The sequence below is a fragment of the Streptosporangium sp. G11 genome, assembly GCF_051192615.1.
Classification (GTDB): Bacteria; Actinomycetota; Actinomycetes; order Streptosporangiales; family Streptosporangiaceae; genus Streptosporangium.
Window position 1 is genome coordinate 70205 of the sequence record NZ_JBPJUQ010000017.1, and the last position, 22810, is coordinate 93014.

24 protein-coding genes are annotated in these 22810 nt (G+C 69.3%); 5 read left to right on the plus strand and 19 right to left on the minus strand.

Translation table 11 applies throughout. The features are described 5' to 3' along the window. Positions 1-57: 57 nt before the first annotated feature. The 17 genes from ACSDR0_RS18505 to ACSDR0_RS18585 all read right to left on the minus strand — a co-directional run bounded on the left by ACSDR0_RS18505 (position 58) and on the right by ACSDR0_RS18585 (position 16166). A complete protein-coding gene (locus tag ACSDR0_RS18505) occupies positions 58-609 on the minus strand; it encodes a DNA-processing protein DprA (protein WP_435290070.1) in 552 nt (183 codons plus the stop codon). A 479-nt stretch (positions 610-1088) separates the two neighbouring features. Continuing rightward, positions 1089-2720, minus strand: coding sequence for a YifB family Mg chelatase-like AAA ATPase (locus tag ACSDR0_RS18510; RefSeq protein ID WP_435290071.1), 1632 nt, complete (start codon positions 2718-2720; stop codon positions 1089-1091). A 68-nt stretch (positions 2721-2788) separates the two neighbouring features. After that, entirely contained in the window at positions 2789-3142 is a 354-nt protein-coding gene (locus ACSDR0_RS18515; protein WP_435290072.1) for a YraN family protein, read from the minus strand. Positions 3143-3364: 222 nt separating this feature from the next. Further along, the gene (locus tag ACSDR0_RS18520) at positions 3365-3688 is read right to left on the minus strand and encodes a DUF2469 domain-containing protein (protein WP_030511723.1); all 324 of its coding nucleotides are present in this window, start codon (positions 3686-3688) and stop codon (positions 3365-3367) included. Positions 3689-3727: 39 nt separating this feature from the next. Then, positions 3728-4414: a ribonuclease HII gene (locus ACSDR0_RS18525; protein ID WP_435290073.1), complete on the minus strand. Its 687-nt coding sequence runs from the start codon at positions 4412-4414 to the stop codon at positions 3728-3730. Positions 4415-4478: 64 nt separating this feature from the next. Next, complete coding sequence (lepB, locus tag ACSDR0_RS18530; protein ID WP_435290074.1) at positions 4479-5072, minus strand: signal peptidase I; 594 nt, start codon at positions 5070-5072, stop codon at positions 4479-4481. 9 nt (positions 5073-5081) lie between these two features. Continuing rightward, on the minus strand, positions 5082-5951 hold the full coding sequence (gene lepB / locus ACSDR0_RS18535) for a signal peptidase I (RefSeq protein WP_435290075.1): 870 nt from the start codon (positions 5949-5951) through the stop codon (positions 5082-5084). A gap of 155 nt (positions 5952-6106) precedes the next feature. Next, positions 6107-6460: a 50S ribosomal protein L19 gene (rplS, locus tag ACSDR0_RS18540; RefSeq protein WP_435290076.1), complete on the minus strand. Its 354-nt coding sequence runs from the start codon at positions 6458-6460 to the stop codon at positions 6107-6109. A gap of 190 nt (positions 6461-6650) precedes the next feature. Continuing rightward, on the minus strand, positions 6651-7460 hold the full coding sequence (gene trmD / locus ACSDR0_RS18545; protein WP_435290077.1) for a tRNA (guanosine(37)-N1)-methyltransferase TrmD: 810 nt from the start codon (positions 7458-7460) through the stop codon (positions 6651-6653). Position 7461: 1 nt separating this feature from the next. Continuing rightward, positions 7462-8004 (minus strand): ribosome maturation factor RimM, encoded by a 543-nt coding sequence (gene rimM / locus ACSDR0_RS18550; RefSeq protein ID WP_435290078.1) that lies wholly within the window; start codon positions 8002-8004, stop codon positions 7462-7464. A gap of 93 nt (positions 8005-8097) precedes the next feature. Beyond that, positions 8098-8340: an RNA-binding protein gene (locus ACSDR0_RS18555; RefSeq protein WP_362680331.1), complete on the minus strand. Its 243-nt coding sequence runs from the start codon at positions 8338-8340 to the stop codon at positions 8098-8100. A 1-nt stretch (position 8341) separates the two neighbouring features. Then, positions 8342-8857, minus strand: coding sequence for a 30S ribosomal protein S16 (gene rpsP, locus ACSDR0_RS18560; RefSeq protein ID WP_435290079.1), 516 nt, complete (start codon positions 8855-8857; stop codon positions 8342-8344). A 1150-nt stretch (positions 8858-10007) separates the two neighbouring features. After that, positions 10008-11567: a signal recognition particle protein gene (gene ffh / locus ACSDR0_RS18565; protein WP_435290080.1), complete on the minus strand. Its 1560-nt coding sequence runs from the start codon at positions 11565-11567 to the stop codon at positions 10008-10010. A gap of 85 nt (positions 11568-11652) precedes the next feature. After that, positions 11653-12213 carry a GTP-binding protein gene (locus ACSDR0_RS18570; RefSeq protein ID WP_031158879.1) on the minus strand — a complete coding sequence of 187 codons (561 nt, stop codon included), beginning with the start codon at positions 12211-12213 and terminating at the stop codon, positions 11653-11655. Positions 12214-12226: 13 nt separating this feature from the next. Next, positions 12227-12625, minus strand: a complete 399-nt coding sequence (locus ACSDR0_RS18575) for a DUF742 domain-containing protein (protein ID WP_386261747.1) — start codon at positions 12623-12625, stop codon at positions 12227-12229. A gap of 84 nt (positions 12626-12709) precedes the next feature. Continuing rightward, the gene (locus tag ACSDR0_RS18580) at positions 12710-13123 is read right to left on the minus strand and encodes a roadblock/LC7 domain-containing protein (protein WP_211263895.1); all 414 of its coding nucleotides are present in this window, start codon (positions 13121-13123) and stop codon (positions 12710-12712) included. 43 nt (positions 13124-13166) lie between these two features. After that, positions 13167-16166, minus strand: a complete 3000-nt coding sequence (locus tag ACSDR0_RS18585; protein ID WP_435290081.1) for a nitrate- and nitrite sensing domain-containing protein — start codon at positions 16164-16166, stop codon at positions 13167-13169. Between the two features lie 666 nt (positions 16167-16832). Here ACSDR0_RS18585 and ACSDR0_RS18590 point away from each other — a divergent pair. From ACSDR0_RS18590 to ACSDR0_RS18610, 5 genes are all read left to right on the plus strand, one after another. Further along, positions 16833-17819 (plus strand): ABC transporter substrate-binding protein, encoded by a 987-nt coding sequence (locus ACSDR0_RS18590; protein ID WP_435290082.1) that lies wholly within the window; start codon positions 16833-16835, stop codon positions 17817-17819. Beyond that, positions 17816-18604, plus strand: a complete 789-nt coding sequence (locus tag ACSDR0_RS18595) for an ABC transporter permease (protein WP_435290083.1) — start codon at positions 17816-17818, stop codon at positions 18602-18604. The genes ACSDR0_RS18590 and ACSDR0_RS18595 overlap by 4 nt, the downstream gene beginning before the upstream one ends. Further along, a complete protein-coding gene (locus ACSDR0_RS18600) occupies positions 18604-19392 on the plus strand; it encodes an ABC transporter permease (protein WP_435290084.1) in 789 nt (262 codons plus the stop codon). Before ACSDR0_RS18595 ends, ACSDR0_RS18600 begins: the two co-directional genes overlap by 1 nt. 9 nt (positions 19393-19401) lie before the next feature. After that, on the plus strand, positions 19402-20184 hold the full coding sequence (locus ACSDR0_RS18605; RefSeq protein WP_435290085.1) for an ABC transporter ATP-binding protein: 783 nt from the start codon (positions 19402-19404) through the stop codon (positions 20182-20184). An 80-nt stretch (positions 20185-20264) separates the two neighbouring features. Continuing rightward, on the plus strand, positions 20265-21269 hold the full coding sequence (locus ACSDR0_RS18610; protein WP_435290086.1) for a methyltransferase: 1005 nt from the start codon (positions 20265-20267) through the stop codon (positions 21267-21269). Between the two features lie 584 nt (positions 21270-21853). Here ACSDR0_RS18610 and ACSDR0_RS18615 read toward each other — a convergent pair. Next, on the minus strand, positions 21854-22393 hold the full coding sequence (locus ACSDR0_RS18615) for a GTP-binding protein (protein WP_329091233.1): 540 nt from the start codon (positions 22391-22393) through the stop codon (positions 21854-21856). A 7-nt stretch (positions 22394-22400) separates the two neighbouring features. After that, positions 22401-22802: a DUF742 domain-containing protein gene (locus ACSDR0_RS18620; RefSeq protein ID WP_435290087.1), complete on the minus strand. Its 402-nt coding sequence runs from the start codon at positions 22800-22802 to the stop codon at positions 22401-22403. Positions 22803-22810: the final 8 nt, after the last annotated feature.

Sequence of the window (22810 nt, forward strand, 5' to 3'; positions counted from 1 at the left end):
GACCCGTTCGCTGCCGCAAGGCGTGAAAGCGACGGCAGCCCTCGTAATACGGGGTCGTCAGCGAAGCGGGACCAGTCCTTCTCGACATCTAATCGATGCGTTGTCCAACGCCCGATTCCTCGCGGGGGTAGCGAGTCCATCACGGATAGCGATCTTAGCGAGCCGGCCCGTCAGCCGTCCTTGCAACAGCTGAACTGACCAGAGAACGTAGGCGCCGCCGGAGACGACAGCCCACCCTCTCTCGCTCAGCCCGGCCCCGAGCTCCGCCGCCACGTGCGCGCCATAGGGCGTGGCGGCTCGGGAACCGACGACCGCGACGGATCTGAGGCAGGAGAACCGCAGGTCGGCGTCTCCGTGGAGCCAGAGGGCATGAGGCCGGGAGTCTCCCAGGTCATCCAGCTGGGTCGGCCATTCGGGATCGCCGGGAACCACCAGCCTGGCCCCTATCCGCTCGCCCTCGGCCAGGTCACGCTCGGGGTCGGCCGTCTTCAGCCTGGCCGCCCAGGAGGCGACCATCCGGTCGATCCTGGCCGCGAGCCGCCCCTCCCGCGCGGCCTCCGAACCGTCACCCGCCCCGGACCCGCCGTTGCCGGATCGGCCGCCGGACACCTTTGATCTCCCGTGCCGCACCTCCCCCGAGGCGTCGCCGTGGAGGGGGCGTCCCCCGGGGGAACCGAACCCTCCGCCCGGCGGCTCCGGGCTCCCCTCACGCGGGCCAGGACCTCCGCCGCACGGATCGAGGCCTCCGCCACGCGGACCGGGGCCTCCACCACGCGAACCTGGACTTTCACCACGCGGACCGGGATCTCCATCGTGCGGGCCGGAGCCGCCCTCGCGTGAACCGGCGCCTCCCTCGCGCGGGCCGAGGCCTCCGGCCGGTGGACCGGACGCTCCGACCGGCGAGCCGGGCTTTCCGGTCGGGCGGCGGCCGTGGGCACCGGCGAACCATCGGGTGAGATCCGCGTCCGCGGCGCCCCTCCTGACCAGGGCGACGGCGGCCTCGGGACCGCGCAGGGCGACGAGAGCGCCCATCACGGCGTCACCCGGCTCGGCCAGGCGCATCAGGGTGAGCCGTGCGAGCCTGTCGCTCATCGTTCCTCCCCCAGCCAGAGCCCGAGCGCGGAGTTGGTCTCGTGGAGCTCCGGCCGGTCCTTGCCCGCCAGATCGGCCAGAGTCCAGGCCAGCCTGAGGATGCGGTCGAGGCCACGGGCACTCAGCCGACCGCTGTCGAGATGCCCGAGCAGCGGCGACATCGCCACGGGCGGCGGCCGGTATTCGGTGTGGAGGGCTCGGGCGGGCACCTCCGCGTTGCACCGCCACGGCGTGTTCGCGAAGCGTTTGGCGGCCCGCTCACGCGCGAGCAGCACCCGCTTGGCCACCACCCCGCTCGACTCGATGAACCGGCGGTCGGCGAGGAGCTCGCGCCTGGTCGAACGGAACAGGCCGACCTTGACGTCCACCCGGTCGAGCAGCGGGCCGGAGAGCCTGGCGAGATAGCGCCGCCGGGCCGCCGGAGCGCACGCGCACGGGTCGTCCGGGGTGGAGGGCCGCGCGCACGGGCACCTGTTGGCCGCCAGCACCAGCACGAACCTGGCGGGGAAGGTCACCGACCCGAGCGCCCTGGAGACCGTCACCCTCCCCGATTCGAGCGGCTGCCTGAGCGCGTCGAGAACGGTCGCCGAGAACTCGGGGGCCTCGTCCAGGAAGAGCACTCCCCGGTGGGCCAGCGAGACGGCCCCCGGACGGATCATCCCGCTGCCCCCGCCGATGACGGACGCGACGGTCGCGGTGTGGTGGGGTGCCACGAACGGCGGGCGGACCAGCAAAGGACGGTCTCTGGGCAGCACACCGGCGACCGAGTGGATGGCGGTCACCTCCAGGGCCTGATCCCGCTCCAGGGGCGGGAGCAGGGTCGGCAGCCGCTCGGCGAGCATGGTCTTGCCCGTGCCGGGAGGACCGAGCATCCAGAGGTTGTGACCCCCCGCGGCGCAGACCTCCAGCGCGCGACGGGCGAGGGGCTGCCCGGCGACGTCTCCCAGATCGGGAGCGTCGCCCGGCCCGCCCCCGGAGTCGTGGACGTCTCCGGGACCGGCCTCACCGGGAAACCCCGAAGGGAGCGGGCACGCGGCCCCCGGATCACGATCTCCAGCCTCGGGCTCTCCGGAACCGGCCCCTCCGGAACCGGGTGGGAGACCTCCTACCGGCTCTTCGCTCCGCAACCAGCTCACCAGCGCGCCCAGCGTCGTCGCGGGAACCACGGTCACACCCGGCACGAGACCGGCCTCGGCGGCGTTGCGAGCCGGGACGACGACGGTGCGAGCACCGGCGGCGACGGCCGCCAGCACGGCGGGGAGCACACCCCGCACCGGCCTGACCGACCCGTCCAGGCCGAGCTCCCCCAGGAAGAACGGCTCGGCGACCCTGGCCACGGGCACGAACCCGGCCGCCGCGAGCAAGGCCATCGCGATGGCGACGTCGAACAGGCTTCCGCGCTTGGGCAGGCTGGCGGGAAACAGGCTCACCGTGATCCGGGAGTCGGGCCAGGCGTAGCGGCTGTTGACCAGGGCGGAACGGACCCGGTCGCGGGCCTCGCTCAGCGCGGTGTCGAGCATGCCGATGAGGTGAAGACCCGCCACGCCACTGCCGACATCGGCCTCGACCTCGACGAGACGGCCGGACACCCCGACCAGGGCGACGCAGCGCGTGCGTGCGACGGCCACTCACCCCACCCCCCAAGGGGAGCGGATGATCCATGACAGGCCGGGAGACATCGACGGGCCGGGAGACATCAGCACACCCCCCGCTCGTGACGGACGACGAAATCCCCGGCGAACCGCTCCAGGGCGACGACGTCGACGCGGATCGCGTCGAATCGGTCCTGACGCTCGGCGAGCCATCTGGCCGCGATCCTGCGCAGGCGGGCGATCTTCGCCTCGGTGACCGCCTCGAAGGCGGTGCCGTGACTGCGGCCCGAGCGGGTCTTCACCTCCACCGCGACGAGCGTGCGCCCCTCCCGGGCGACGACGTCGATCTCCCCGTCCGGGCACCGCCAGTTGCGATCCAGGATCTGCAGGTCGTGTGCCAGCAGATAGTCGACGGCGACCTGTTCGCCGTGCTTGCCGAGCTCATCCTTCGCGGCCATGGAACCACCTCCGGTTCCAGACCTTCGCTCAGCTCACCGCACCACCGAGAGGCCGAACACGGTTCTGTGGAAAACCCACCGAGCGTGGGCTCAGGACCTGTGGATAACGTCTCGCGGCCACTCAGCCGCGCCACAGCGCCTCAAACGGCCCAGCCCGCCCTTGGGACCCACCCGGGCCCCCAGCCCGTAGACGATGCTCTCAAAGCCGCTCAGGAGAAGCCCTCAGGAGGAGAAGCCCTCCTTCGGCATCTCCAGGTCGGGCTTGGCGAGCTCCTCGACGTTCACGTCCTTGAAGGTCACCACGCGGACGTTCTTGACGAACCTCGCCGGGCGGTACATGTCCCAGACCCAGGCGTCCTGCATCTTCACGTCGAAGAACACGTCGCCGTTCTCGGCGGTGCGCACGTCGAGATCAACGGAATTGGTGAGATAAAAGCGCCGCTCGGTCTCCACGACATACGTGAAGAGGCCGACAACGTCGCGGTACTCACGGTAAAGCTGCAGCTCCATCTCGGTTTCGTACTTTTCGAGATCCTCTGCGCTCATACCGGTCCTCCTGTTAAACGCCCACCCCGGCCCGCCCGATCAGACGGCACCGGCCCCCACTTCATTCTCACCCATCACCTCGCCCGCTCCTGACCGCGCCACCGTCGAGAACGAGAAGCGGTGATCCGGACACGGACCGTAGGTTCTGAGAGCTCTGCGATGGTCGGCGGTGCCATACCCCTTGTGCACGGCGAATCCGTACCGGGGATGGCGTTCGTGCAGCGCCACCATCATCTCGTCCCGCGTCACCTTGGCCACGATCGAGGCCGCGGCGATGCAGGCCGCCACCTGATCTCCCTTCCACACGCCCAGCGACGGTGCGGGCAGGCCGGGAACGGGGAACCCATCGGTCAGAACGTAGCCGGGATGACAGGATAATCGTGCCACCGCCCTGCGCATTCCTCCGACGTTGGATTTGTGGAGGCCCCGGGCGTCGATCTCACCCGACGGGATCACCACCACGCTCACCGCCTCCGCGGTCGCCGTGATCCGCTCGTACAGCGACTCGCGCCGGGAGGCCGTCAGCAGCTTGGAGTCGTCCAAGCCGTCGATCGGGCCGCCCAGCACCACGGCGGCGATCACCAGCGGCCCGGCGCAGGCGCCCCGGCCGGCCTCGTCGACCCCGGCCACGGGACCGAGCCCGCGGCGGCTGAGGGCCCGCTCGTAGCCGTACAGTCCCGAATCCCGCCGGACCACACTGGGTCTGGGGCGAAACGCAACCGTCATGGCACCGCGGGTGACAGAGCGACCATGACCAGAGAGTACGCCCCCTCCGGTCCATTCGGTACCGCTATCTCACCTTGAGGAAGCTCTCCGGCCTCGAAAGGACCGCGGCCCTGGAGAACGGCCAGTAGATCGCGACGGCACGGCCGATGACATCGCTCTCGGGAATCGACCCCTCCCCCAGCCTCTCCTCGTGGGCGCGCGAGTCGGCGGAGGCGGTGCGGTGATCGCCCATGACCCACAGCCGCCCCTTGGGAACGACCTTCTCGAACGGCTCCCCCGAGGGGAAATCATCCGGGAAAAGGTAGGAGCTCTCTTCGAGCGGCACCCCGTTGACCGTGATCCGGCCCTTGGCGTCGCAGCACTTCACCGTGTCGCCGCCGACCGCGATGACCCGCTTGATGGTGTCTTCGTCGTTCCAGCCCTTGAAGACCACGATGTCGCCGCGCTCGGAGTCGCCGTGCAGCTTGTTGACGACCACCCGGTCACCCACCAGAAGGGTGTTCTGCATCGACTCCGACGGGATCCAGAACGACTGGAAGACGAAGACCTGCAACAGCAGGGCCACCACCACCCCGCACACCAGCAGGAACAGTGACTCGCGCAGGCCACCGCCCTTGCCGCTCTTCTCTTTCTTCTCAACCTCGGGTTCAACGGTCATGGGGTTCGGTTACCGTCCTGAGAGCCGGCGACGACGACGCCACAGCACCAGCGGCACGGCGCCCGCGAAGCCTGCGAGGAGCGGAGCCGCCCCTCCCACGGCCGCGGCGGCCTTGAGGGCCGGCTGGCCGAAGGTGTCGGGAATGGGGAGGGTCGTGGCCCTGGAGAACGGCCACACGATCACGAAGGCCCGGCCGATCACCTTGTCCACCGGGATCGTCCCGCCACCGGGGTCGCCGAGGTGGGAACGGGAGTCGAGGGAGACCAGCCGGTGGTCACCCATCACCCACAGGCGTCCCTCGCCGACCTTGGCCTCGAAGAAGCTCTGGGACGGCACGTCGCCGGGGTAGAGGTATGCCTCGTCGATGGGGACCCCGTTGACCGTCACGCGGCCCTTGTCGTCACAGCACTTCACCGTGTCGCCCGCGACGCCGATGACCCGCTTGATGTAGTCCTTCTCGCCGGGGACCACGCCGAAGGCGGTACCGACCCAGCGGAAGAATCCCGCGACCGGGTTGGGCGGCTCCTCAAGGTCGATCTCGGGATCCCAGGAGTCGACCCCGGAGAAGACCACCACGTCGCCGCGCTCGATGTCTCGGACACGGTAGACGAGCTTGTTGACCAGGACCCTGTCGTTCGTGAGGAGGGTGTTCTCCATCGACTCCGAGGGAATGTAGAACGCCTGGATCACGAAGGTCTTGATTATGAGGGCGAGCACCAACGCCACGACGACCAGGACAGGCAGCTCCTTCCAGAAGGAGCCCTTCTTCTTGTCCTTGCCATCCTTGGCGGTCTTCTGGGTGTCTTCGGCGACCACGTCCACCTCGTCCTCGACAGATCGACGCGAGACTGCGCCGTACTCCCGGTCTTCGCTAGTCATCGCTGATGAGCCTAGATGATGGGCGGTACCAAGTGGTCGAGTGACGGGGTACCGCATAGCCATGCGTATTGCCATAGGAGGTCAAACCTCCTTACATGCGACTGGCCCGCTCCCCGGTGAGGGGCACGGGCCAGGTCGGCGGACGCCTGACGCGCCTAGCGGGCGTCGCGCTTCTCGCGGATGCGAGCGGCCTTGCCGCGCAGGTCACGCATGTAGTAGAGCTTGGCGCGGCGAACGTCGCCACGGGTCACGAGGGTGATCTTCTCGATGACCGGGCTGTGCACCGGGAAGGTCCGCTCGACGCCGACGCTGTAGCTGACCTTGCGGACGGTGAAGGTCTCGCGGGAGCCACCGCCCTGACGGCGCAGGACGAAGCCCTTGAAGACCTGGACACGGGACCGGCTGCCCTCGATGACCCTGACGTGGACCTCAAGCGTGTCACCGGGCCGGAAGTTCGGGATGTCGGTGCGGAGCGCGGACTTCTCGAGCTCGCTGATCAGCGTGTGCATGGCAGTGGTACCTCATTTACAAGCGCACGCGGAGGTCCATCCGGCCGCGACGGAGCGGCGTCGTGATGGACACGCGTGCTGAAGTGGACTATGTCTCGGAGCCGGAACCGTCTGCCCGGCGGCGCACGCCAGCCGGCGTTCAGTCGGCGGCAACGCTTCAGTCTGCCATATTTTCCCGACCGACCGGAAATCAACCGGTCAGAGCGGCCGGACCCGTGGAGCCCGCCGGACCCGTCTCGGGGAGATCCAGTTCCGCCAGGACCCGCCTGTCGTGCTTGTCCAGGCTCTCCGGATCAAGCGCCGCCAGCAGCTCGGGCCGGTTCCTCGCGGTACGGCGCAGCGCCTGGTCCCGCCGCCAACGGGCGATCTTTCCGTGGTGCCCGGAGAGAAGGATCTCCGGCACCTCGTGCCCCCGCCACTCGGGTGGCTTGGTGTAGACGGGACCCTCAAGGAGGTTCTCCATCGCGCCGGGCGCGAAGGAGTCGTCCACGGCCGAGTTGACGTTGCCGAGAACGCCCGGCAGCAGCCGCCCGACGGCCTCGATCATCACCAGCACCGCCACCTCGCCCCCGGCGAGCACGTAGTCGCCGACGCTGACCTCGTCCACGCGCATGCGGGCACCGTACTCGGCCATCACCCGGGAGTCGATGCCCTCGTAGCGGGCCGGGGTGAACAGCAGCCACGGCTCGGCGGCGTACTCCATCGCCAGCCCCTGGGTGAAGGGCACGCCGCTGGGGGTCGGCACGATCATCCTCGGAGGTTCGGCCGGGCCGGAGGCGAGGACCGCGTCGACGGCCTCTCCCCAGGGGCCCGGCTTCATGACCATGCCGGGACCGCCGCCGTACGGGGTGTCGTCCACGGTGCGGTGCACGTCGTGGGCGTGGTCGCGAAGTTGGTGGAGGTGGACCTCGAGAATGCCGCGCTCGCGGGCCTTGCCGATGAGGGAGACGTCGAGGGGGGCGAAGTACTCGGGGAAGATGGAGATGACGTCGACGCGCATGTCAGACGATCTCGTCCGGATCGAGCAGTCCGGCGGGGCCGTCCACGACGAGGATGCCCTTGACGAGGTCGACCTCCGGGACCAGCGCCTTGACGAACGGCACGTAGACCTCGACGACCTTGGCGCCCCCGGCGCCCCCGGTCTTGCCGCGCCGTACGACGAGCAGGTCCTGGCCGTGGTGGAGCACGTCGGAGACCTCTCCCACCTGCTCGCCGTCGGGTTTGACCACGGTGAGGCCGATGAGCTGGTGGTCGTAGAACTCGTCGGGGTCGTCGGGGGGCGGGATGTCCTCCGAGTCGATGACGAGCATGGTGCCGCGGAGTTCCTCGGCCTGGTCGCGGCCGGCCACGCCCTCGAACCTGACCAGCAGGACCCCGGAGTGCCAGCGGCGGGACTCGACGACCAGCGGGCCGGTCGACGCGGGATCGGTGGCCAGGGTGGTGCCCGGGGCGAAGCGCGTGTCCGGCTCGTCGGTGCGCACCTCCACGGACACGTCCCCTCGGAGCCCGTGCGGGCGGCCGATCCGGCCTACGACGAGCTTCACGCCCGCCTCCTCACGTAGTGGTGTCTGTGGAAAGCAGACGGGCCACCCACACTGGGCGGGTGGCCCGTTCGCTCGATGGACGCGTCTCGCCGGCTAGCGGGCCTCGTTCAGGTCGAGAAGATCGACCCGGATGTACTTGCCGTCGCCGAGGGCGTTCACGACCGTGCGAAGCGCCTTGGCCGTACGGCCGCCGCGGCCGATGACCTTACCGAGGTCCTCGGGGTGGACCCGGACCTCAAGCACACGCCCGCTGCGGATGCGGCGAGCGTGAACCTGGACATCGTCAGGATGCTCGACGATGCCCTTCACCAGGTGCTCGAGGGCCTCCTCGAGCACCTCAGGCCTCGCCTTCCGGCTTCTCCTCGGCGGCCGCAGTGGGCTCAGCCGGGGTCTCGGCGGCGGCCTCTTCGGCCTTGGGGGCCTCAGGCTTGGGGGCCTCGGCCTTGGGAGCCTCTTCAGCCTTGGGAGCCGCCTTGCGGGTCGACTTCTTCGGCGTGGTGGCGGCCTCCAGGGAGAGCGCCTCCTTGGCCGCGGCCTCGTAGACGGCGTGACGGTCGGCCTTGGGCTCGGCGACCAGGAGCGGAGCCGGAGCCGGCTCGCCCTTGAACTTCTGCCAGTCGCCGGTCAGCTTGAGGAGCTTGAGCACGGGCTCGGTCGGCTGCGCGCCGACACCCAGCCAGTAGGCCGCCCTGTCGGAGTCGACCTCGATGCGCGAGGGGTTCTCCTTCGGGTGGTACAGGCCGATCTCCTCGATCGCCCGGCCGTCACGCTTGGTGCGGCTGTCGGCGATGACGATGCGGTACTGCGGGTTGCGGATCATGCCGAGCCGCTTGAGCTTGATCTTGACTGCCACTGGTGTGGTCTCTCCTGCATTAGAGCGTGGGTGAGCGGCGTCTCATCGAGTGGGGCACGAGGAGAGGACCGTTCGAGGGACAGGCATGGCACGCGGGAGTGAGAGGGCAACCACGTGTCACGATGTTCCAACATGTCATTGTGCCAGACGCGCGGGGGTGCCCGGCCAACCGGCGGCCATCCGGTACGGCGGCCGGAGGGCAAATCTCGGTAATCCCCGTGTGTCCGGGCCCCCCGGCGGGCCCGCCTGGTGCGCTAAATGGCCGCCGTGGCAACCACCCTCAGATCTCTGCTGCTGACCGCGACCGGATCCGTCACCGTGCTGGGCGCGGTGCTGGCCATCAGGGCGACGACCCCGGCGGGCCAGGCCGACGTGTCCCCGGCACCCATCTCGTCCCCCGCCGAAGTCCTCGATGGAGCTCTCGGAGGAGCTCTGGGAGGAACCTCGGAACTCCCCCGAAACCCAGGAACATCGGGAACCTCGGAACTCCCCGGGACCGCGGGAACCTTCTGGGCCTCAAGAATCTTCGAGGAGCTCGGCACCGGCCGGGATCGCGCCTCCGGGCACTCTCAGACCCCCTGGGAGGCGCCGGAACCGCCCGGCACACCCGCCCTGCCGGGAGCTCCGCTCCCGCCGGGAACTCCCGTACGGCCGGGAACGGCCACTTCGCCCTGGACACCGGCTCTCCCCCGGGCGGCCACGCGGCCGGGGGCGCCGGTCCCGGCCGGGGCTCCCGGACTCCCCGCGAGGGCCGGGGGCCCCGTCATGCCGGAGGCCGTGCCCGAGGCGCCGCTGCCGCGCGAGGCCCCGGTGCCGCCGGAAACCCCCGCCTCGCCGGTGATCCCGGTCCCGCTGGGAGGCTCGGCACCTCCGGGAATTCCGGCCCCGCCGAAGATCCCGATCCCGCCGGGAGCGCCCGCACGGTCCGCGTCCCTACTGTCCCTGCCGCCCCTACTGTCCCTGCCGTTGCCACCGTCCCTGCCGTTGACGCCGCTCCCGCTGTACTCGCCGTACGAGCGGGAGGGCGAAACGCTCCGGTGGGAGGGCTACTTGGGGCGTACCCCGAGGAGTTCGAGCACGGCGACGAGGATGAAACCCGCGACGATGATCACCCAGATCCACCTGGCGCGCGAGTGGAACCCGTCGTCGCTCATTTCTGTCCGGGGAGCTTGAACTTCGAGGGGTCGAAGCCCGGCGGCAGCTCCAGGCCCGGCGGCAACTGCTGCCGGGAGCCCAGCTTGCCGAGGAGGCCGCTGCCCGCGGGGGTCGCGGGCTCGTCGGTCTTGTCGGGGGCGGCCTTGCCGAGCGCCGCCTTGCGCGGGTCACCGCTGACCCTGCGCCCCTTGGCGGCCTTCTTCTGCGCGGCCTTGCCGGCCTTGCGCCCGCCCGGCATGCCGGGGATGCCCATGCCGCCGGCCATCCGCTTCATCATCTTCTGAGCGTCGAAGAAGCGGGTGACCAGACCGCTCACCTCGGTCACCGTCACGCCGGAACCCCTGGCGATGCGGGCGCGGCGGGAGCCGTCGATCATCTTCGGGTTGTGGCGCTCGGCGGGGGTCATCGAGCGGATGATGGCGGCGATGCGGTCGAGATCGCGGTCGTCGACCTGGTTGAGCTGCTCGCGCATCTGCCCCATGCCGGGCATCATCCCGAGCAGGTTCTTGATGGGGCCCATCTTCTGGACCATCATCATCTGCTCGAGGAAGTCTTCCAGCGTGAAGCCCTCGCCCGAGGTGAGCTTGCTCGCCATCTTGGCGGCTTCGCCCTCGTCGAAGGTCTTCTGGGCCTGCTCGATCAGGGTGAGGATGTCACCCATGTCGAGGATGCGCGACGCCATCCGGTCGGGGTGGAAGGCGTCGAAGTCCTCGAGCTTCTCACCGGTGGAGGCGAACATGATCGGCCTGCCGGTGATGTGGCGGACCGACAGGGCGGCGCCACCGCGGGCGTCGCCGTCGAGCTTGGTCAGCACGACGCCGTCGAAGCCCACGCCCTCCATGAAGGCCTGGGCCGTGGAGACGGCGTCCTGACCGATCATGGCGTCGACGACGAACAGGACCTCGTCGGGCGAGACCGCGTCGCGGATGTCGGCCGCCTGCCTCATCAGCTCCTGGTCGATGCCCAGGCGGCCCGCGGTGTCGATGATGACGATGTCGTGCTGCTGCCGCTTGGCATGGTCGATCGACTGGCGGGCCACGACGACCGGGTCGCCGACGCCGTTGCCCGGCTCGGGCGCGTAGACCGCGACGCCCGCGCGCTCGGCCACGACCGAGAGCTGCTGGACGGCGTTGGGCCGCTGGAGGTCGGCGGCGACCAGCAGCGGCGTGTGGTTCTGCTCGCGCAGCCAGCGGGCGAGCTTGCCGGCCAGGGTCGTCTTGCCCGCGCCCTGCAGGCCCGCGAGCATGATGACGGTCGGCGGGTTCTTCGCGTAGCGAAGCCGCCGGGTCTCACCGCCGAGGATCTCGATGAGCTCGTCATTGACGATCTTCACGACCTGCTGCGCCGGGTTCAGCGCCTGGGAGACCTCGACGCCGCGGGCGCGTTCCTTGACCTGGGCGACGAACGCCTTGACCACGGGCAGCGCGACGTCGGCCTCGAGCAGCGCGATACGGATCTCGCGGCAGGTCGCGTCGATGTCGGCCTCGGACAGCCGACCCTTGGATCGAAGGGAGGAGAAGACCGATGTCAGCCGGTCGGAAAGCGTCTCGAACACGTGATTGGCCAGCCTCTGCGCTACAGGTCTGCGACTCGACCTCCCAGCCTATCCGCTGGGAGGTGCGACTGACGCCCGGCCGCGGTCAGCGGCCCCAGCCGGGGACGGCCATCCGCATGGTGAGCGCGTGCTCCACAAGCGTGATGAGCGTGGCCTTCACCGCGTCGCGCGAGCGGGCGTCGGTCCGGGAGATGGGGATGTGGGGCGCCAGTGTCAGCGCCTCGCGTACCTCCTCCTCACCGTGGAGGTAGGTCCCGTCCCAGCCGTTGACCGCGACGACGAAGGGGAGCTTGGCCTCCTCGAAGTAGTCGATCGCCGGGAAGCTGTCGGCCAGCCGCCGGGTGTCGACGAGCACGATCGCGCCGATCGCGCCGCGGACCAGGTCGTCCCACATGAACCAGAACCGGTGCTGACCCGGCGTACCGAACAGGTACAGGATCAGGTCGCGGTCCAGCGAGACGCGGCCGAAGTCCATCGCGACCGTGGTGGTGGTCTTGTTCGGTGTGAGGCCGAGATCGTCGATCCCGGCGCTGGCATCGGTCATCACCGCCTCCGTGGTCAGCGGCAGGATCTCCGATACCGCTCCCACGAACGTGGTCTTGCCAACACCGAATCCCCCGGCGACGACGATTTTCGTCGATGTCAGGCCGCCGCCGCGGCTAGAGCCTGCGAAGTCCACTGAGCACCCTTTCCAGCAGGTTGAGATCCGGCTTACCCGCGTCCAGCTGCGGCTGGTGGATCTGCACCAGGCCCTCGGCGGCCATGTCGGCCACCAGGATCCGGGTCACGCCGAGCGGGATGCGGAGCATCGCGGAGATCTCAGCGACCGAACGCACTTGCCGGCACAGAGCACTGATCGCCTGATACTCCGGGGTGCGGGTGGATAAATCATGATGTATGGAGGTCGCCGAGGAGACCAGGGCCTCCAGGGCGAGTTGGGTCCGGGGGGCTGTACGCCCCCCGGTCACCGCATACGGACGGACGAGGGAGCTCTGCTCCGACGGCGCCGGGTGCATGAGATGCGAAGGACCGCCCTGATGCCGGTGGGGGTCGTCCATTGATTGATAGGGATACCCGCCGTGCGGGTCGCCCTCACCGGTCCAGCCGCGGCCTGCCACGGCAGCCTCCTAGCGTCATCGCCGTCACCGTGAATGGGAAGACTGCAGTTCCGCGCGGACGGCCGGGGTCAGCACCTGGCCCGCCCGCTCGACGAGCAACGTCATCTGGTAGGCCACCAGCCCCATGTCACAGTCGGCGGCGGCCAGCACCGCCAGACAGGAACCGTCACTGATCGACATGATGAGGAGCAGCCCTCGCTGCATCTCCACCACGGTCTGGGTGACCGCCCCGCCCTCGAAAACCCGCGAGGCACCCTGGGTCAGGCTGATCAAACCCGCCGCGACCGCGGCCAGCTGGTCCGCCCTGTCCCTGGGAAATCCGTCCGAGTACGCCAACGGCAGACCGTCGGCCGACACGACGACCGTGTGCGCCACACCTGGGACGTTGTTCACAAAGTCAGTGATCAGCCAATTGACCCCCCGGGCGGCCTGGCTCATTTCGCGCACGTGTCATCCTCCTTGGCGACCATGATGAGCTCGCTCACCGGTCCTCCTTGTTTCCTTCAACGTCCCGGCCGAAGTCGGGATACGGCCGCCCGTCTCCGGCTCCGCCCTTGGCGGCCGCGCGCCCCTGCCGTACTCCCTGCTGGAAGCTCGCAAGCCTGCTGCGCACCGCCTCCGGGGAGACCGTCGGCCGGTGCACGGGAGTTTGGGGGGCCGCGCTCAGGTCGGGCGCGGCCGTACCGGGTACCAGGTTCGCCTTGGGCACCCGCTTGGGCAGCCCGGAACCGGTGATCCCGCCGAGTGAGGGTTCGCTGGCGGCCTTGGCGGCCTGCCAGCCCACGTCCGCGTGCGACGACCAGCCGCCACTCCCCTGTGCGGGGGCGGCCGGTTGCGAGAGCTGGACGGTCTCCTGGACGGCCTGGGCCTGAGGCGCCTCTTCGACCCGCTCCTGGACGGCCGGGGCCGGATCGACCTTCCTGAACCAGTCGGACTCGACGGCCGCGAAGATCGGCAGGAACTCCTCCTTCGCCTCTTCCATGGGCGAGGAGTCGGGGATCACCGGCAGCGGGCCGGTGTTGTCCGCCGGATCGAAGACGCGGCGCCCGAACGGCCCGGAGTTGCCGGTCGACGGCCATCCCCCGGAGTCGCCGCGCGAGGAGGTCGACCAGACGTCGGAGCCGCTGTCCCTGCTCTGCTGCCCGCCGGGCCAGACGGGGGCGTCGCCGCGCGGGGGCGCGCTCTGGCCCGCGGACCACATTCCCACGTCGCTACGAGGTCCGCCCTGTCCCTGCCGCCACCCCGAGGGGTCGGGCTGGGAGGCGTTCGGCCAGCCGTGGTTGGGGTCGGCGCCGGGCGGCGGTACCTGTCCCGGCCAGGGGGTGTCGACGGGGGCCTGCCCGAACTGGCCGCCTCCGAAGGGAGGCTGCGCCTCGAAGGAGTTGAACTGCTGCCCCATGTCGAAGGAGGCGAACGAGTTCTGGTGGGCGGCCTCGAACGAGGCGAAGGACGGCATCGGGGGGGAGGTGGGGCTGGCCAGCACGGGCGGGCGGTCCATGGAGGCCATGGACCCGGCCCAGTCGCCGCTCTGCATGCCGGGGGGAGGCCCGCCCGGACGGTTGGTGACGGCGAGCAGGTTCTCCGGGAGCAGCACCATCGCGGTCAGGCCGCCGCTGTCCTGCTGCCTGAGCTGGACGCGGATGCCGTGCCGCAGGGCGAGGCGGCCGACCACGAACAGGCCCATCCGGCGGGAGACGGAGACGTCCACCACCGGCGGGTTGGCCAGCCGCCAGTTGGCCTGGGAGAGCTCATCGGCGGTCATGCCGATGCCGATGTCGGTCACCGAGACCATCACTCCGCCGCCGTCGATGCGGTTGCTGGAGACGATGACCTTGGTCTCACGCGGGGAGAAGGAGATCGCGTTCTCCACGAGCTCCGCGATCAGGTGGACGACGTCGTTGACGGAGGTGCCCGCCACGGACACGCCCGCGGACAGCTGCAGGTCAACCCGCTCGTAGTTCTCGACCTCCGACAGCGAGGCGCGGACCACGTCGATGAGCGGGACCGGCTGGCTCCACCGGCGGGCGGGCTCCTGACCGGCGAGGACCAGGAGGTTCTCGGAGTTGCGGCGCATGCGGGTCGCGAGGTGGTCGAGGCGGAAGAGGCTGCCGAGCCGGCCCTCGTCCTGCTCGCCCTGCTCCAGGCTCTCGATGAGGGAGAGCTGGCGCTCGACCAGGGTCTGGCTGCGCCGGGAGAGGTTGACGAACATCGAGTTGACGTTGCTCCGCAGCGTGGCCTCCTGGCCCGCCAGTCGCACGGCCTCGCGGTGGACCTCGTCGAAGGCCCGGGCCACCTCACCGATCTCGTCGTCGGAGGCGACGCCGATCGGGGTGATGTCGGTGGTCGAGACCTCGCCGCTCTCGCGCATGCTCTGGACGGTCTCGGGAAGACGCTGGCCGGCGATGGACAGCGCCTCGGTACGGAGCCTGCGCAGCGGCCTGACCAGCGAGCGCGCCATGATGGCGGTGACGATCAGAACGAGAAGAAGGAGCAGGCCGCTCAGTCCCGCGGCGATCAGCGCGCCGCGCTGCTCGGACGCCTGCAGGACGTCGCTCTGCATGATGAGGTCGTTGGCGACCTGTTCCTCCACCGTGCGCATGCGCTCGATGATGTCGGTGGAGGCGTCGAGCCAGGTCTGCTGGTCGCCGAGACCGCTTCCCGAGACGTCGACGTTTCTCAGCGGCAGGCCGCTGAGGGCCAGGAAGATGGCGCGGGCGCGCAGGGCTGCCGCGCGGTCCTTCTTCTGGCTGCTGACCGTGTCGTCGTAGAGCTGGCGTTGTTGGATCGACGCCTCGGACCGGAAGGTCGCGAGCTCTCCCTCGAACTGCGCGCGGGCGGCCAGCATGGCGTTGAGGCCCTCGGCGCTGAACCCCTTGACGGCGAGGGCGGCGGCGAGGTTCGCCCGCTCCCTGGACGCCTGTTCCTTGGCCCTGGTCAGCGCGGCAAACGCGACCGCGCCGCTGCCGAGTTGCTCGTCGGAGACACCCTGGATGATCTCGTCGTGCAGGGCCAGCAGGTCCGCGATGGTACGGGAGTACATGGCGATCGTGGGCTGGGCCGGCAGCTGGGTCTTCGCTCCCGACGCCAGCTCGCGCACGCTCTTGAGCTCGTCGATGCGGCGGCGGATCTGGGTGAGCTCGGTCTCGCCCCGGCTGCCGAGGGACTCCAGGAGGCCGCTGTCGGCCATGGCGCCGTTGACGCGGGTGCCCACCTTCGTGGCGACCTCGTCGACGACCCCGTACTGCTTGCGCAGGTTCGACCTGCCGGTGGTCTGCCGGCCCTGTGCCACGTACCGGGCCGACAGGTCACGCTCGAGCTGCAGCTCGTTGACCAGGTCGCTGAGGCCTGCGGTGAGCTCGGCGGTGGTGCGCACGCGCTCGTACTCGGCGGCGCTGCTGATCGAGGTGGTGACCCGCAGGCCACCCAGCACGATCGCGGCGGCCGTGGGAATGACGATGAGCGCGATCAGCCGCGATCTCACTCGCCAGTTCTTGAGCGCTAGTTTGCCACCGTTCCTCGCGGACTTCTCGGAGTCGCGACCGTCAAGGTCCTGACCCGGGCCGCTCTGCGGCCGCCCCCCCTGGTTGTCGAATCCCAGGGCAGGTGCCAGCCCGGATTCGCGTTCGCTGGGGATTGACGCTGTCCTCACTGGCCTCCGCTGCCTCTCCTCGGATCGTCTGCTTGGAGGGGATCGCGTCACGCATTGATGTGCGAGTGACGCCGACGCATCCATGGGGTAGGGGTTATTGGAGCACAGCCGGATGAGTTCGGCCAACAGCACATAACGCGCATTCTTCACCTAACAGGCACACAAGATGCGCAATCGGGCGATGACTCTCCGTCCCGTAACCACAAACTTCCGCAAAGTTGCCAAACAGATTTATTGACATCTTTCGTGGCGCCCGCTACGCCGCCATCTAGCGATTGATACGCGTGTGGCAACACGGGACTCCTATGACCGTTTTGTAGCTTCGGGGCGATAGGGGTGAAAGAGGTGATATTTGTAATTTGACTGATCTACTCCGCTACTCTGATCCGCGGTCGGCATACCCCCCTTGACCAACATGCCTCCCGGGACCCCCTCCATGTCGCCCGATGAGTTACAGCGAGTTCCGGCAGGGGCGGTCAAATGCAGCTAAGGAGACCCATGAGGTTCAAACTTGCGAGCCGGGCCGTCATCGCAGGAGTCGCCGCCGCCCTTGCGCTGAGCGCCTGCGGAGGCTCTGACACCCCCACTGACACCACCGCCGCGAACGCGGGTGGCCTGGAGAAGACCACCATCAAGATCGGTGCGCTGCCGATCCCCGACTCGGCCGCACTCTACATCGCCAACAAGAGGGGCTTCTTCAAGGAAGAGGGCCTCACCGTCGTCATCGAGCCGGTGCCCGGCGGCGCCCAGGCGCAGCAGGCCCTCCTCGGCGGCACCCTGGACGCCACGCAGACGAACTACGTCTCCACCTTCCTCGCCGTCTCGCAGGGCCAGAAGCTGAAGATCATCTCTGACCTCTACCAGGCCGCCCCGAACTCGTTCAACCTCATGGTGCCCAAGGACTCCGGGATCAAGACGCCCGCCGACCTCAAGGGCAAGAAGATCGCGGTCAACAGCCAGAAGAACATCGGCACCCTGGCGGTGACCACGGTGCTCAAGACGCACGGCCTCACCGAGAAGGACGTGGAGTTCCTGGAGTTCCCCTTCCCCGAGATGGGGGCCCAGCTGGCCAGCAAGACCGTCGACGCCGCCTGGATGACGGAGCCGGCCCTCACCGCGGCGCAGAAGAACCTCGGCGCCCAGAAGCTCGCCGACACGATGGTCGACTCCACCGCGGACTTCCCCATCGCGGGCGTGGTCGTCACCGAGAAGTTCGCCACCGACAACCCCAAGACGGTCGCCGCCTTCCAGAAGGCGATCGCCAAGGCTCAGCAGATCTCCGCCAGCGACCGCAAGGCCGTCGAGGAGATCCTGCCGACCTACACCAAGATCGACGCTGCGACCGCGGCCGTCATCACGCTCGGGTCCTTCCCCACCAGCCTTGACGAGACCCGTCTGCAGCGAGTCGCCGACCTCATGCTTGAGCAGGGTTACCTCACGAGCCCCCTCCAGGCCAAGGCCATCCTCCCCGGAAACCTCGGGTGACAAGGCGCAACCCGCTCGACAGCAGACTGCTCTGCGGCGCCATCGGCGTCGCGGGGCTGTTCTGCCTCATGGAGGTGGCGGGCCGGGCCGGGCTGATCGATCCGCTCGCGTTCCCGCTGGCCTCCACGGTGCTCGGCCGGGCCGCCGCTCTCGTGACCGACGGGGAGTTCCTCTCCGACGTCGCCTCGACCCTCGGCGCGTGGGCGACCGGTCTGCTGCTCACGGTCGCGATCGCCGTGCCCGCCGGGTTCCTGCTCGGCAGCCTGCCCCGCGTGGAGAGCGCGCTCCGGCCGATCGTGGAGTTCCTGCGCCCCATCCCGTCGATCGCGCTGATCCCGCTGGCGCTCGCCGTGTTCTCCGACAGGTTCGACATGAAGGTCACCCTGGTCGTCTACGCGGCGACCTGGCCCATCCTGATCAACACGATGTACGGGCTCAAGGACGTCGACCCGCTCGCCAAGGAGACGCTCCGCAGCTTCGGATTCGGCAGGCCGGCCGTGCTGTGGCGGGTCTCCCTGCCCAGCACCGCGCCCTTCATCGCCACCGGTGTCCGGCTGGCGTCGGCGATCGCGCTCATCGTGGCGATCAGCACGGAGCTGCTCGGCGGCGGTGCCGACGGCATCGGCAGCTACGTCCTGGAGAGCGCGGGCGGCGTGGACGCGCCGGAGTACGTCATCGCCGCCGCCATCTGGGCCGGGATCATCGGCGTGGTCACCAACGGGTTGTTCGTGCTCACCGAGCGGCGGCTCTTCCGCTGGCACACCGCCCGTACGGAGGTGGTGTGATGAGCGCGTTGCGCGCCGTCGCCCGGCTGTGGCCGGTCCTGGTCGTCGTGGCACTGTGGGAGCTGGTCACCCGCGTCCTGGAGATGCTGAGCTTCCCGCCGCCGTCGCGGATCGCGACCAGCGCGTACACGATGTGGCTGACCGGTCCGGCGGAACGGCTCTGGCTCACCGAGTCGGCGCTGGAGAACATCCCCGCGAGCGTCGGCCGGCTGCTGGCCGGGTGGGTGCTGGCCGGAGTCGTCGGGATCGTTTTCGGGGTCGCCCTGGGCCGCTCCCCGCTGCTCTTCCGCCTCATCGACCCCCTGGTGCAGTTCGCCCGCGCCATTCCCCCGCCCATGCTGCTGGCGTTGTTCATGGCACTGTTCGCCATCGGCCCCCAAATGCAGATCAGTTTCATCGCGTTCGGCATCGTCTGGCCGATCCTGATCAACGCCTGCGAGGGGGCCAGGCACGTCGACCGCCAGCACCTGGACACCGCGAGAGTCTTCGGGCTGTCGGGCGGCGAGCGGCTGTTCCGGGTCATCCTGCCCTCGGCCATGCCGAAGATCTTCGCCGGGCTCCGGGTCAGCCTGTCGCTGGCGCTGATCCTCATGGTGCTCTCCGAGCTGATCGGCAGCACCGACGGGATCGGCTTCCAGCTCCTGGACGCCCAGAGGTCGTACGACTTCTCCGGCGTGTGGGCGACCATCGTGGTGCTCGGCGTCCTGGGATACGCGCTCAACTCGGCGTTCCTGGCGGCCGAGCGACGTGTCCTGTCCTGGCACCGATCCGCCAAGCAGACGACCTGAGGACCTGCTGTGCTCGAAATCACGAATCTGTCCCATACCTACGGCAGCGGGCCGACCGCGCACAACGCGCTGGGCGGCATCAACCTGAAGGTCGCCCAGGGCGAGCTGGTGTGCGTCGTCGGCCCCTCCGGGTGCGGCAAGTCCACCCTGCTGCGCTCCATCGCGGGGCTGATCCGGCCCAGCGGCGGCCAGGTCACGCTCAACGGCACCCGCGTCGAGCAGACGCCTGACAACCTGGCCGTGGTGTTCCAGGACTACAGCCGGTCCCTGTTCCCCTGGATGTCGGTGGCCGACAACGTCTCGCTCCCGCTGCGCCGCAGGGGCCTGGACAAGCGGCGGCGCAGGGAGTCGGCGCTGGAGGCACTGGAGGAGGTCGGGCTGCAGGGCGCCGCCGCCAAGTACCCCTGGCAGCTGTCCGGCGGCATGCAGCAGCGGGTGTCCATCGCCCGCGCGCTGGCCTACCGCCCGGCCCTGCTGCTGATGGACGAGCCCTTCGGCTCCGTCGACGCCCAGACCCGCGAGGACCTGGAGGACCTGACCCTGCGGGTCCGCGGCCTGCACAACATGACCATCGTGCTGATCACCCACGACATCGACGAGAGCGTCTACGTCGGTGACCGCGTCGTGGTCCTGTCCAAGTCCCCCGCCGGGATCGTGGGCGACCTGCGCGTGGACCTGCCGGGGCCGCGCGACCAGATCACCACCCGCGAGCACCCCGACTTCGTGCACCTGCGCGCCGAGGTCGGCCGCCTGGTGCGCGGCATTCGGAGCCCGTCGGCCTCGGCCCCCTGAAGACGACACGACCTCCGGAAACACCACCTCCAGAAACATGACTTTCCTCCGGGCCGCACGCCGGGGAAGAGAGGATTTCCATGAGCGACCCACAGGCACCGGTCTGGGATGCGATCGGCGGTGTCTCCCGCTTCGCGGCCCTGGCCACGATGGCCGAGCTGGGCTGCGCCGACCACCTGCGAGACGGCGCCCTGACCGTCGACGAGCTCGCGCTGCGTTGCGGCGCCAACGCGCCCGCGCTCGGCAGGGTACTGCGCCAGCTCGCCTCCATGGGCATGGTCTCGACGGCCTCGCCCGGCACGTACGAGCTGACCGAGGCGGGTGCCACCCTCCGCGACGACACGCCCGGCTCGCTGCGCTCCGCCGTACGAATGATCTCCGAGGACGGCTTCTGGTACGGCATGGGCAAGGTCCCGCGGACCGTGCGCACCGGGAAATCGGGCTTCATGGAGCGGCACGGACCCCTCTACGAGTACCTCACGGCCAACCCCGAGGCGGGTGCGCTGTTCGACGACTACATGGTGGTCAGGGCGCAGCCGTTCGCGGACGCCGTGGCCTCCCGCTACGACTTCTCCGACGTGCGGACCCTGGTGGACGTGGCCGGCGGCAAGGGGCACATCCTGGCCGCCGTACTGAAGGAGTACTCAAACCTCAGCGGGGTGCTGTTCGACAGGGAACGCGTGGTCAGCGGGGCTCGCGCGTTCTTCGCCGAGGCCGGTCTTGAAGACCGGTGTAGTTTCGCCGACGGCGACTTCTTCGCCTCCGTGCCCTCGGGGGCGGACGCCTACCTGCTGAGCAGCGTGCTCCACAACTGGTCCGACGAGGACTCCGTGCGGATCCTGCGCAACATCAGGGAGGTCATCTCCGACGACGGCCGGGTGCTCATCGTGGAGTTCGTGGTCCCGGACGACGACCGGCCGCACATCAGCAAGGACGTCGACATGCGGATGCTCGCCCTTTTCGGCGAGGGCATGGAGCGCAGCACCTCCGAGTACGCGGAAATCCTGGGCAAGTCGGGTTTCCGGCTCAACCGGCAGATAGAGCTTCCCGGAGGTTCCTCCATAGTCGAGGCTCTGCCGATGTAGGAATCGCGGACGGCGGGCGGTGGCGTGAGGTTCACGCCACCGGCCGCCGCCGTTTCGCCGGCTTCCGCACGGAGCCGCCTCCGCACGGAGCCCCTTCCGCACGGAGCCACTTCCGCACGGAGCCTCTTTCTCGCGGACCGGCTTTCTCGCGGACCGGCTTTCTCGCGGATCCGCCCTCGCGCCGGCCCGCTTTCGCACGAGCCCGCTTTCGCACGAGCCGCTCATCACACGGGGCCGCCTATCACACGGCCCGTTTATCGCACAAAACAGAAAGGACCACCGTGAAATCGGTGGTCCTGGGGTGAATTACCGCCTCGGATCGTCGGCGTGCCGGGGGAATCACGGCGCCGCGCGTCCGGCCGGGCGCACGACGCGCCCGCGGCCGGGAAAGCACCGCGCGAAGCTCCGCCACCGAATCCGATCGCCTTAAAGGCATGCTTTATCAATTGATTTCGGGTGTGCTTATCGAATGGGCGGATGCCTCCGGCCCCGGGCCCCGGGACGTCGCCCCCGGGAGGACGGGAAGCCGGGAGAACGGCTGTGGGCCCCGTCCCTGAAGGAACGGGGCCCACAGCGTGTGACGGTCAAACTCTGAGCGTCAGGACGTGCTCGACCAAGGTGATCAAGGTCGACTTCACGGCGTCGCGGGACCGGGCGTCGGTCCGGACGACGGGGATGTGCGGGGAGATCGTCAGAGCCTCCCGCACCTCCTCCTCACCGTGGACGTGCGATCCGCCGAACCCGTTGAGGGCCACGACGAACGGCAGGCCGGCCTCTTCGAAGTAGTCGATCGCCGGGAAGCTGTCGGCCAGCCGCCGGGTGTCGACGAGCACGATCGCACCGATCGCGCCCTTCACGAGGTCGTCCCACATGAACCAGAACCGGTGCTGACCCGGCGTACCGAACAGGTACAGGATCAGATCACGGTCCAGCGAGACCCGGCCGAAGTCCATGGCGACCGTGGTGGTCCGCTTTGTCGGGATGTGCGAGAGGTCGTCGACGTCCGCACTGGCCTCTGTCATCACCGCTTCCGTGGTCAGCGGCATGATCTCGGAGACCGCACCGACGAAGGTCGTCTTGCCGACACCGAACCCGCCGGCAACGACGATCTTCGTCGACGTCATTCCGGCGTCAGAGCCTGCGAAGCCCACTGAGCACCCTTTCAAGCAAATTGAGATCCGGCTTACCCGCATCCAGCGACGGCTGGTGGATCTGCACCAAGCCCTCGGCCGCCATGTCCGCGATCAACACCCGGGTCACGCCGAGAGGCATGCGCAACAGGGCGGAGAGCTCGGCAACCGAGCGCACCTGCCGGGACAACGAGATGATCGCCTGATATTCCGTGGAGAGCGTGGAGGGATCCACGCCCGCGAACGTCGCCGAGGAGACCAGTGCCTCAAGAGCGAGCTGCATCCGGGGAGCGGTCCTGCCCCCGGTCACAGCGTACGGACGGATCAAACGATCCCGCCCGCTCTTGGCCTGGGGCGTGTTCGGGGGGTCGTCCCCCGGCCCACGCCAACCTGGTGCGTCCATATCACCCC

What these genes read in the sequence shown, in the direction of transcription:
- ACSDR0_RS18515 (WP_435290072.1), bottom strand. Translation starts at nt 3,142, where the DNA reads ATGGCCGCGAAGGATGAGCTCGGCAAGCACGGCGAACAGGTCGCCGTC.
- ACSDR0_RS18520 (WP_030511723.1), bottom strand. Translation starts at nt 3,688, where the DNA reads ATGAGCGCAGAGGATCTCGAAAAGTACGAAACCGAGATGGAGCTGCAG.
- ACSDR0_RS18525 (WP_435290073.1), bottom strand. Translation starts at nt 4,414, where the DNA reads ATGACGGTTGCGTTTCGCCCCAGACCCAGTGTGGTCCGGCGGGATTCG.
- lepB (WP_435290074.1), bottom strand. Translation starts at nt 5,072, where the DNA reads ATGACCGTTGAACCCGAGGTTGAGAAGAAAGAGAAGAGCGGCAAGGGC.
- lepB (WP_435290075.1), bottom strand. Translation starts at nt 5,951, where the DNA reads ATGACTAGCGAAGACCGGGAGTACGGCGCAGTCTCGCGTCGATCTGTC.
- rplS (WP_435290076.1), bottom strand. Translation starts at nt 6,460, where the DNA reads ATGCACACGCTGATCAGCGAGCTCGAGAAGTCCGCGCTCCGCACCGAC.
- trmD (WP_435290077.1), bottom strand. Translation starts at nt 7,460, where the DNA reads ATGCGCGTCGACGTCATCTCCATCTTCCCCGAGTACTTCGCCCCCCTC.
- ACSDR0_RS18575 (WP_386261747.1), bottom strand. Translation starts at nt 12,625, where the DNA reads ATGGACGACCCCCACCGGCATCAGGGCGGTCCTTCGCATCTCATGCAC.
- ACSDR0_RS18580 (WP_211263895.1), bottom strand. Translation starts at nt 13,123, where the DNA reads ATGAGCCAGGCCGCCCGGGGGGTCAATTGGCTGATCACTGACTTTGTG.
- ACSDR0_RS18590 (WP_435290082.1), top strand. Translation starts at nt 16,833, where the DNA reads ATGAGGTTCAAACTTGCGAGCCGGGCCGTCATCGCAGGAGTCGCCGCC.
- ACSDR0_RS18600 (WP_435290084.1), top strand. Translation starts at nt 18,604, where the DNA reads ATGAGCGCGTTGCGCGCCGTCGCCCGGCTGTGGCCGGTCCTGGTCGTC.
- ACSDR0_RS18610 (WP_435290086.1), top strand. Translation starts at nt 20,265, where the DNA reads ATGAGCGACCCACAGGCACCGGTCTGGGATGCGATCGGCGGTGTCTCC.
- ACSDR0_RS18615 (WP_329091233.1), bottom strand. Translation starts at nt 22,393, where the DNA reads ATGACGTCGACGAAGATCGTCGTTGCCGGCGGGTTCGGTGTCGGCAAG.
- ACSDR0_RS18620 (WP_435290087.1), bottom strand. Translation starts at nt 22,802, where the DNA reads ATGGACGCACCAGGTTGGCGTGGGCCGGGGGACGACCCCCCGAACACG.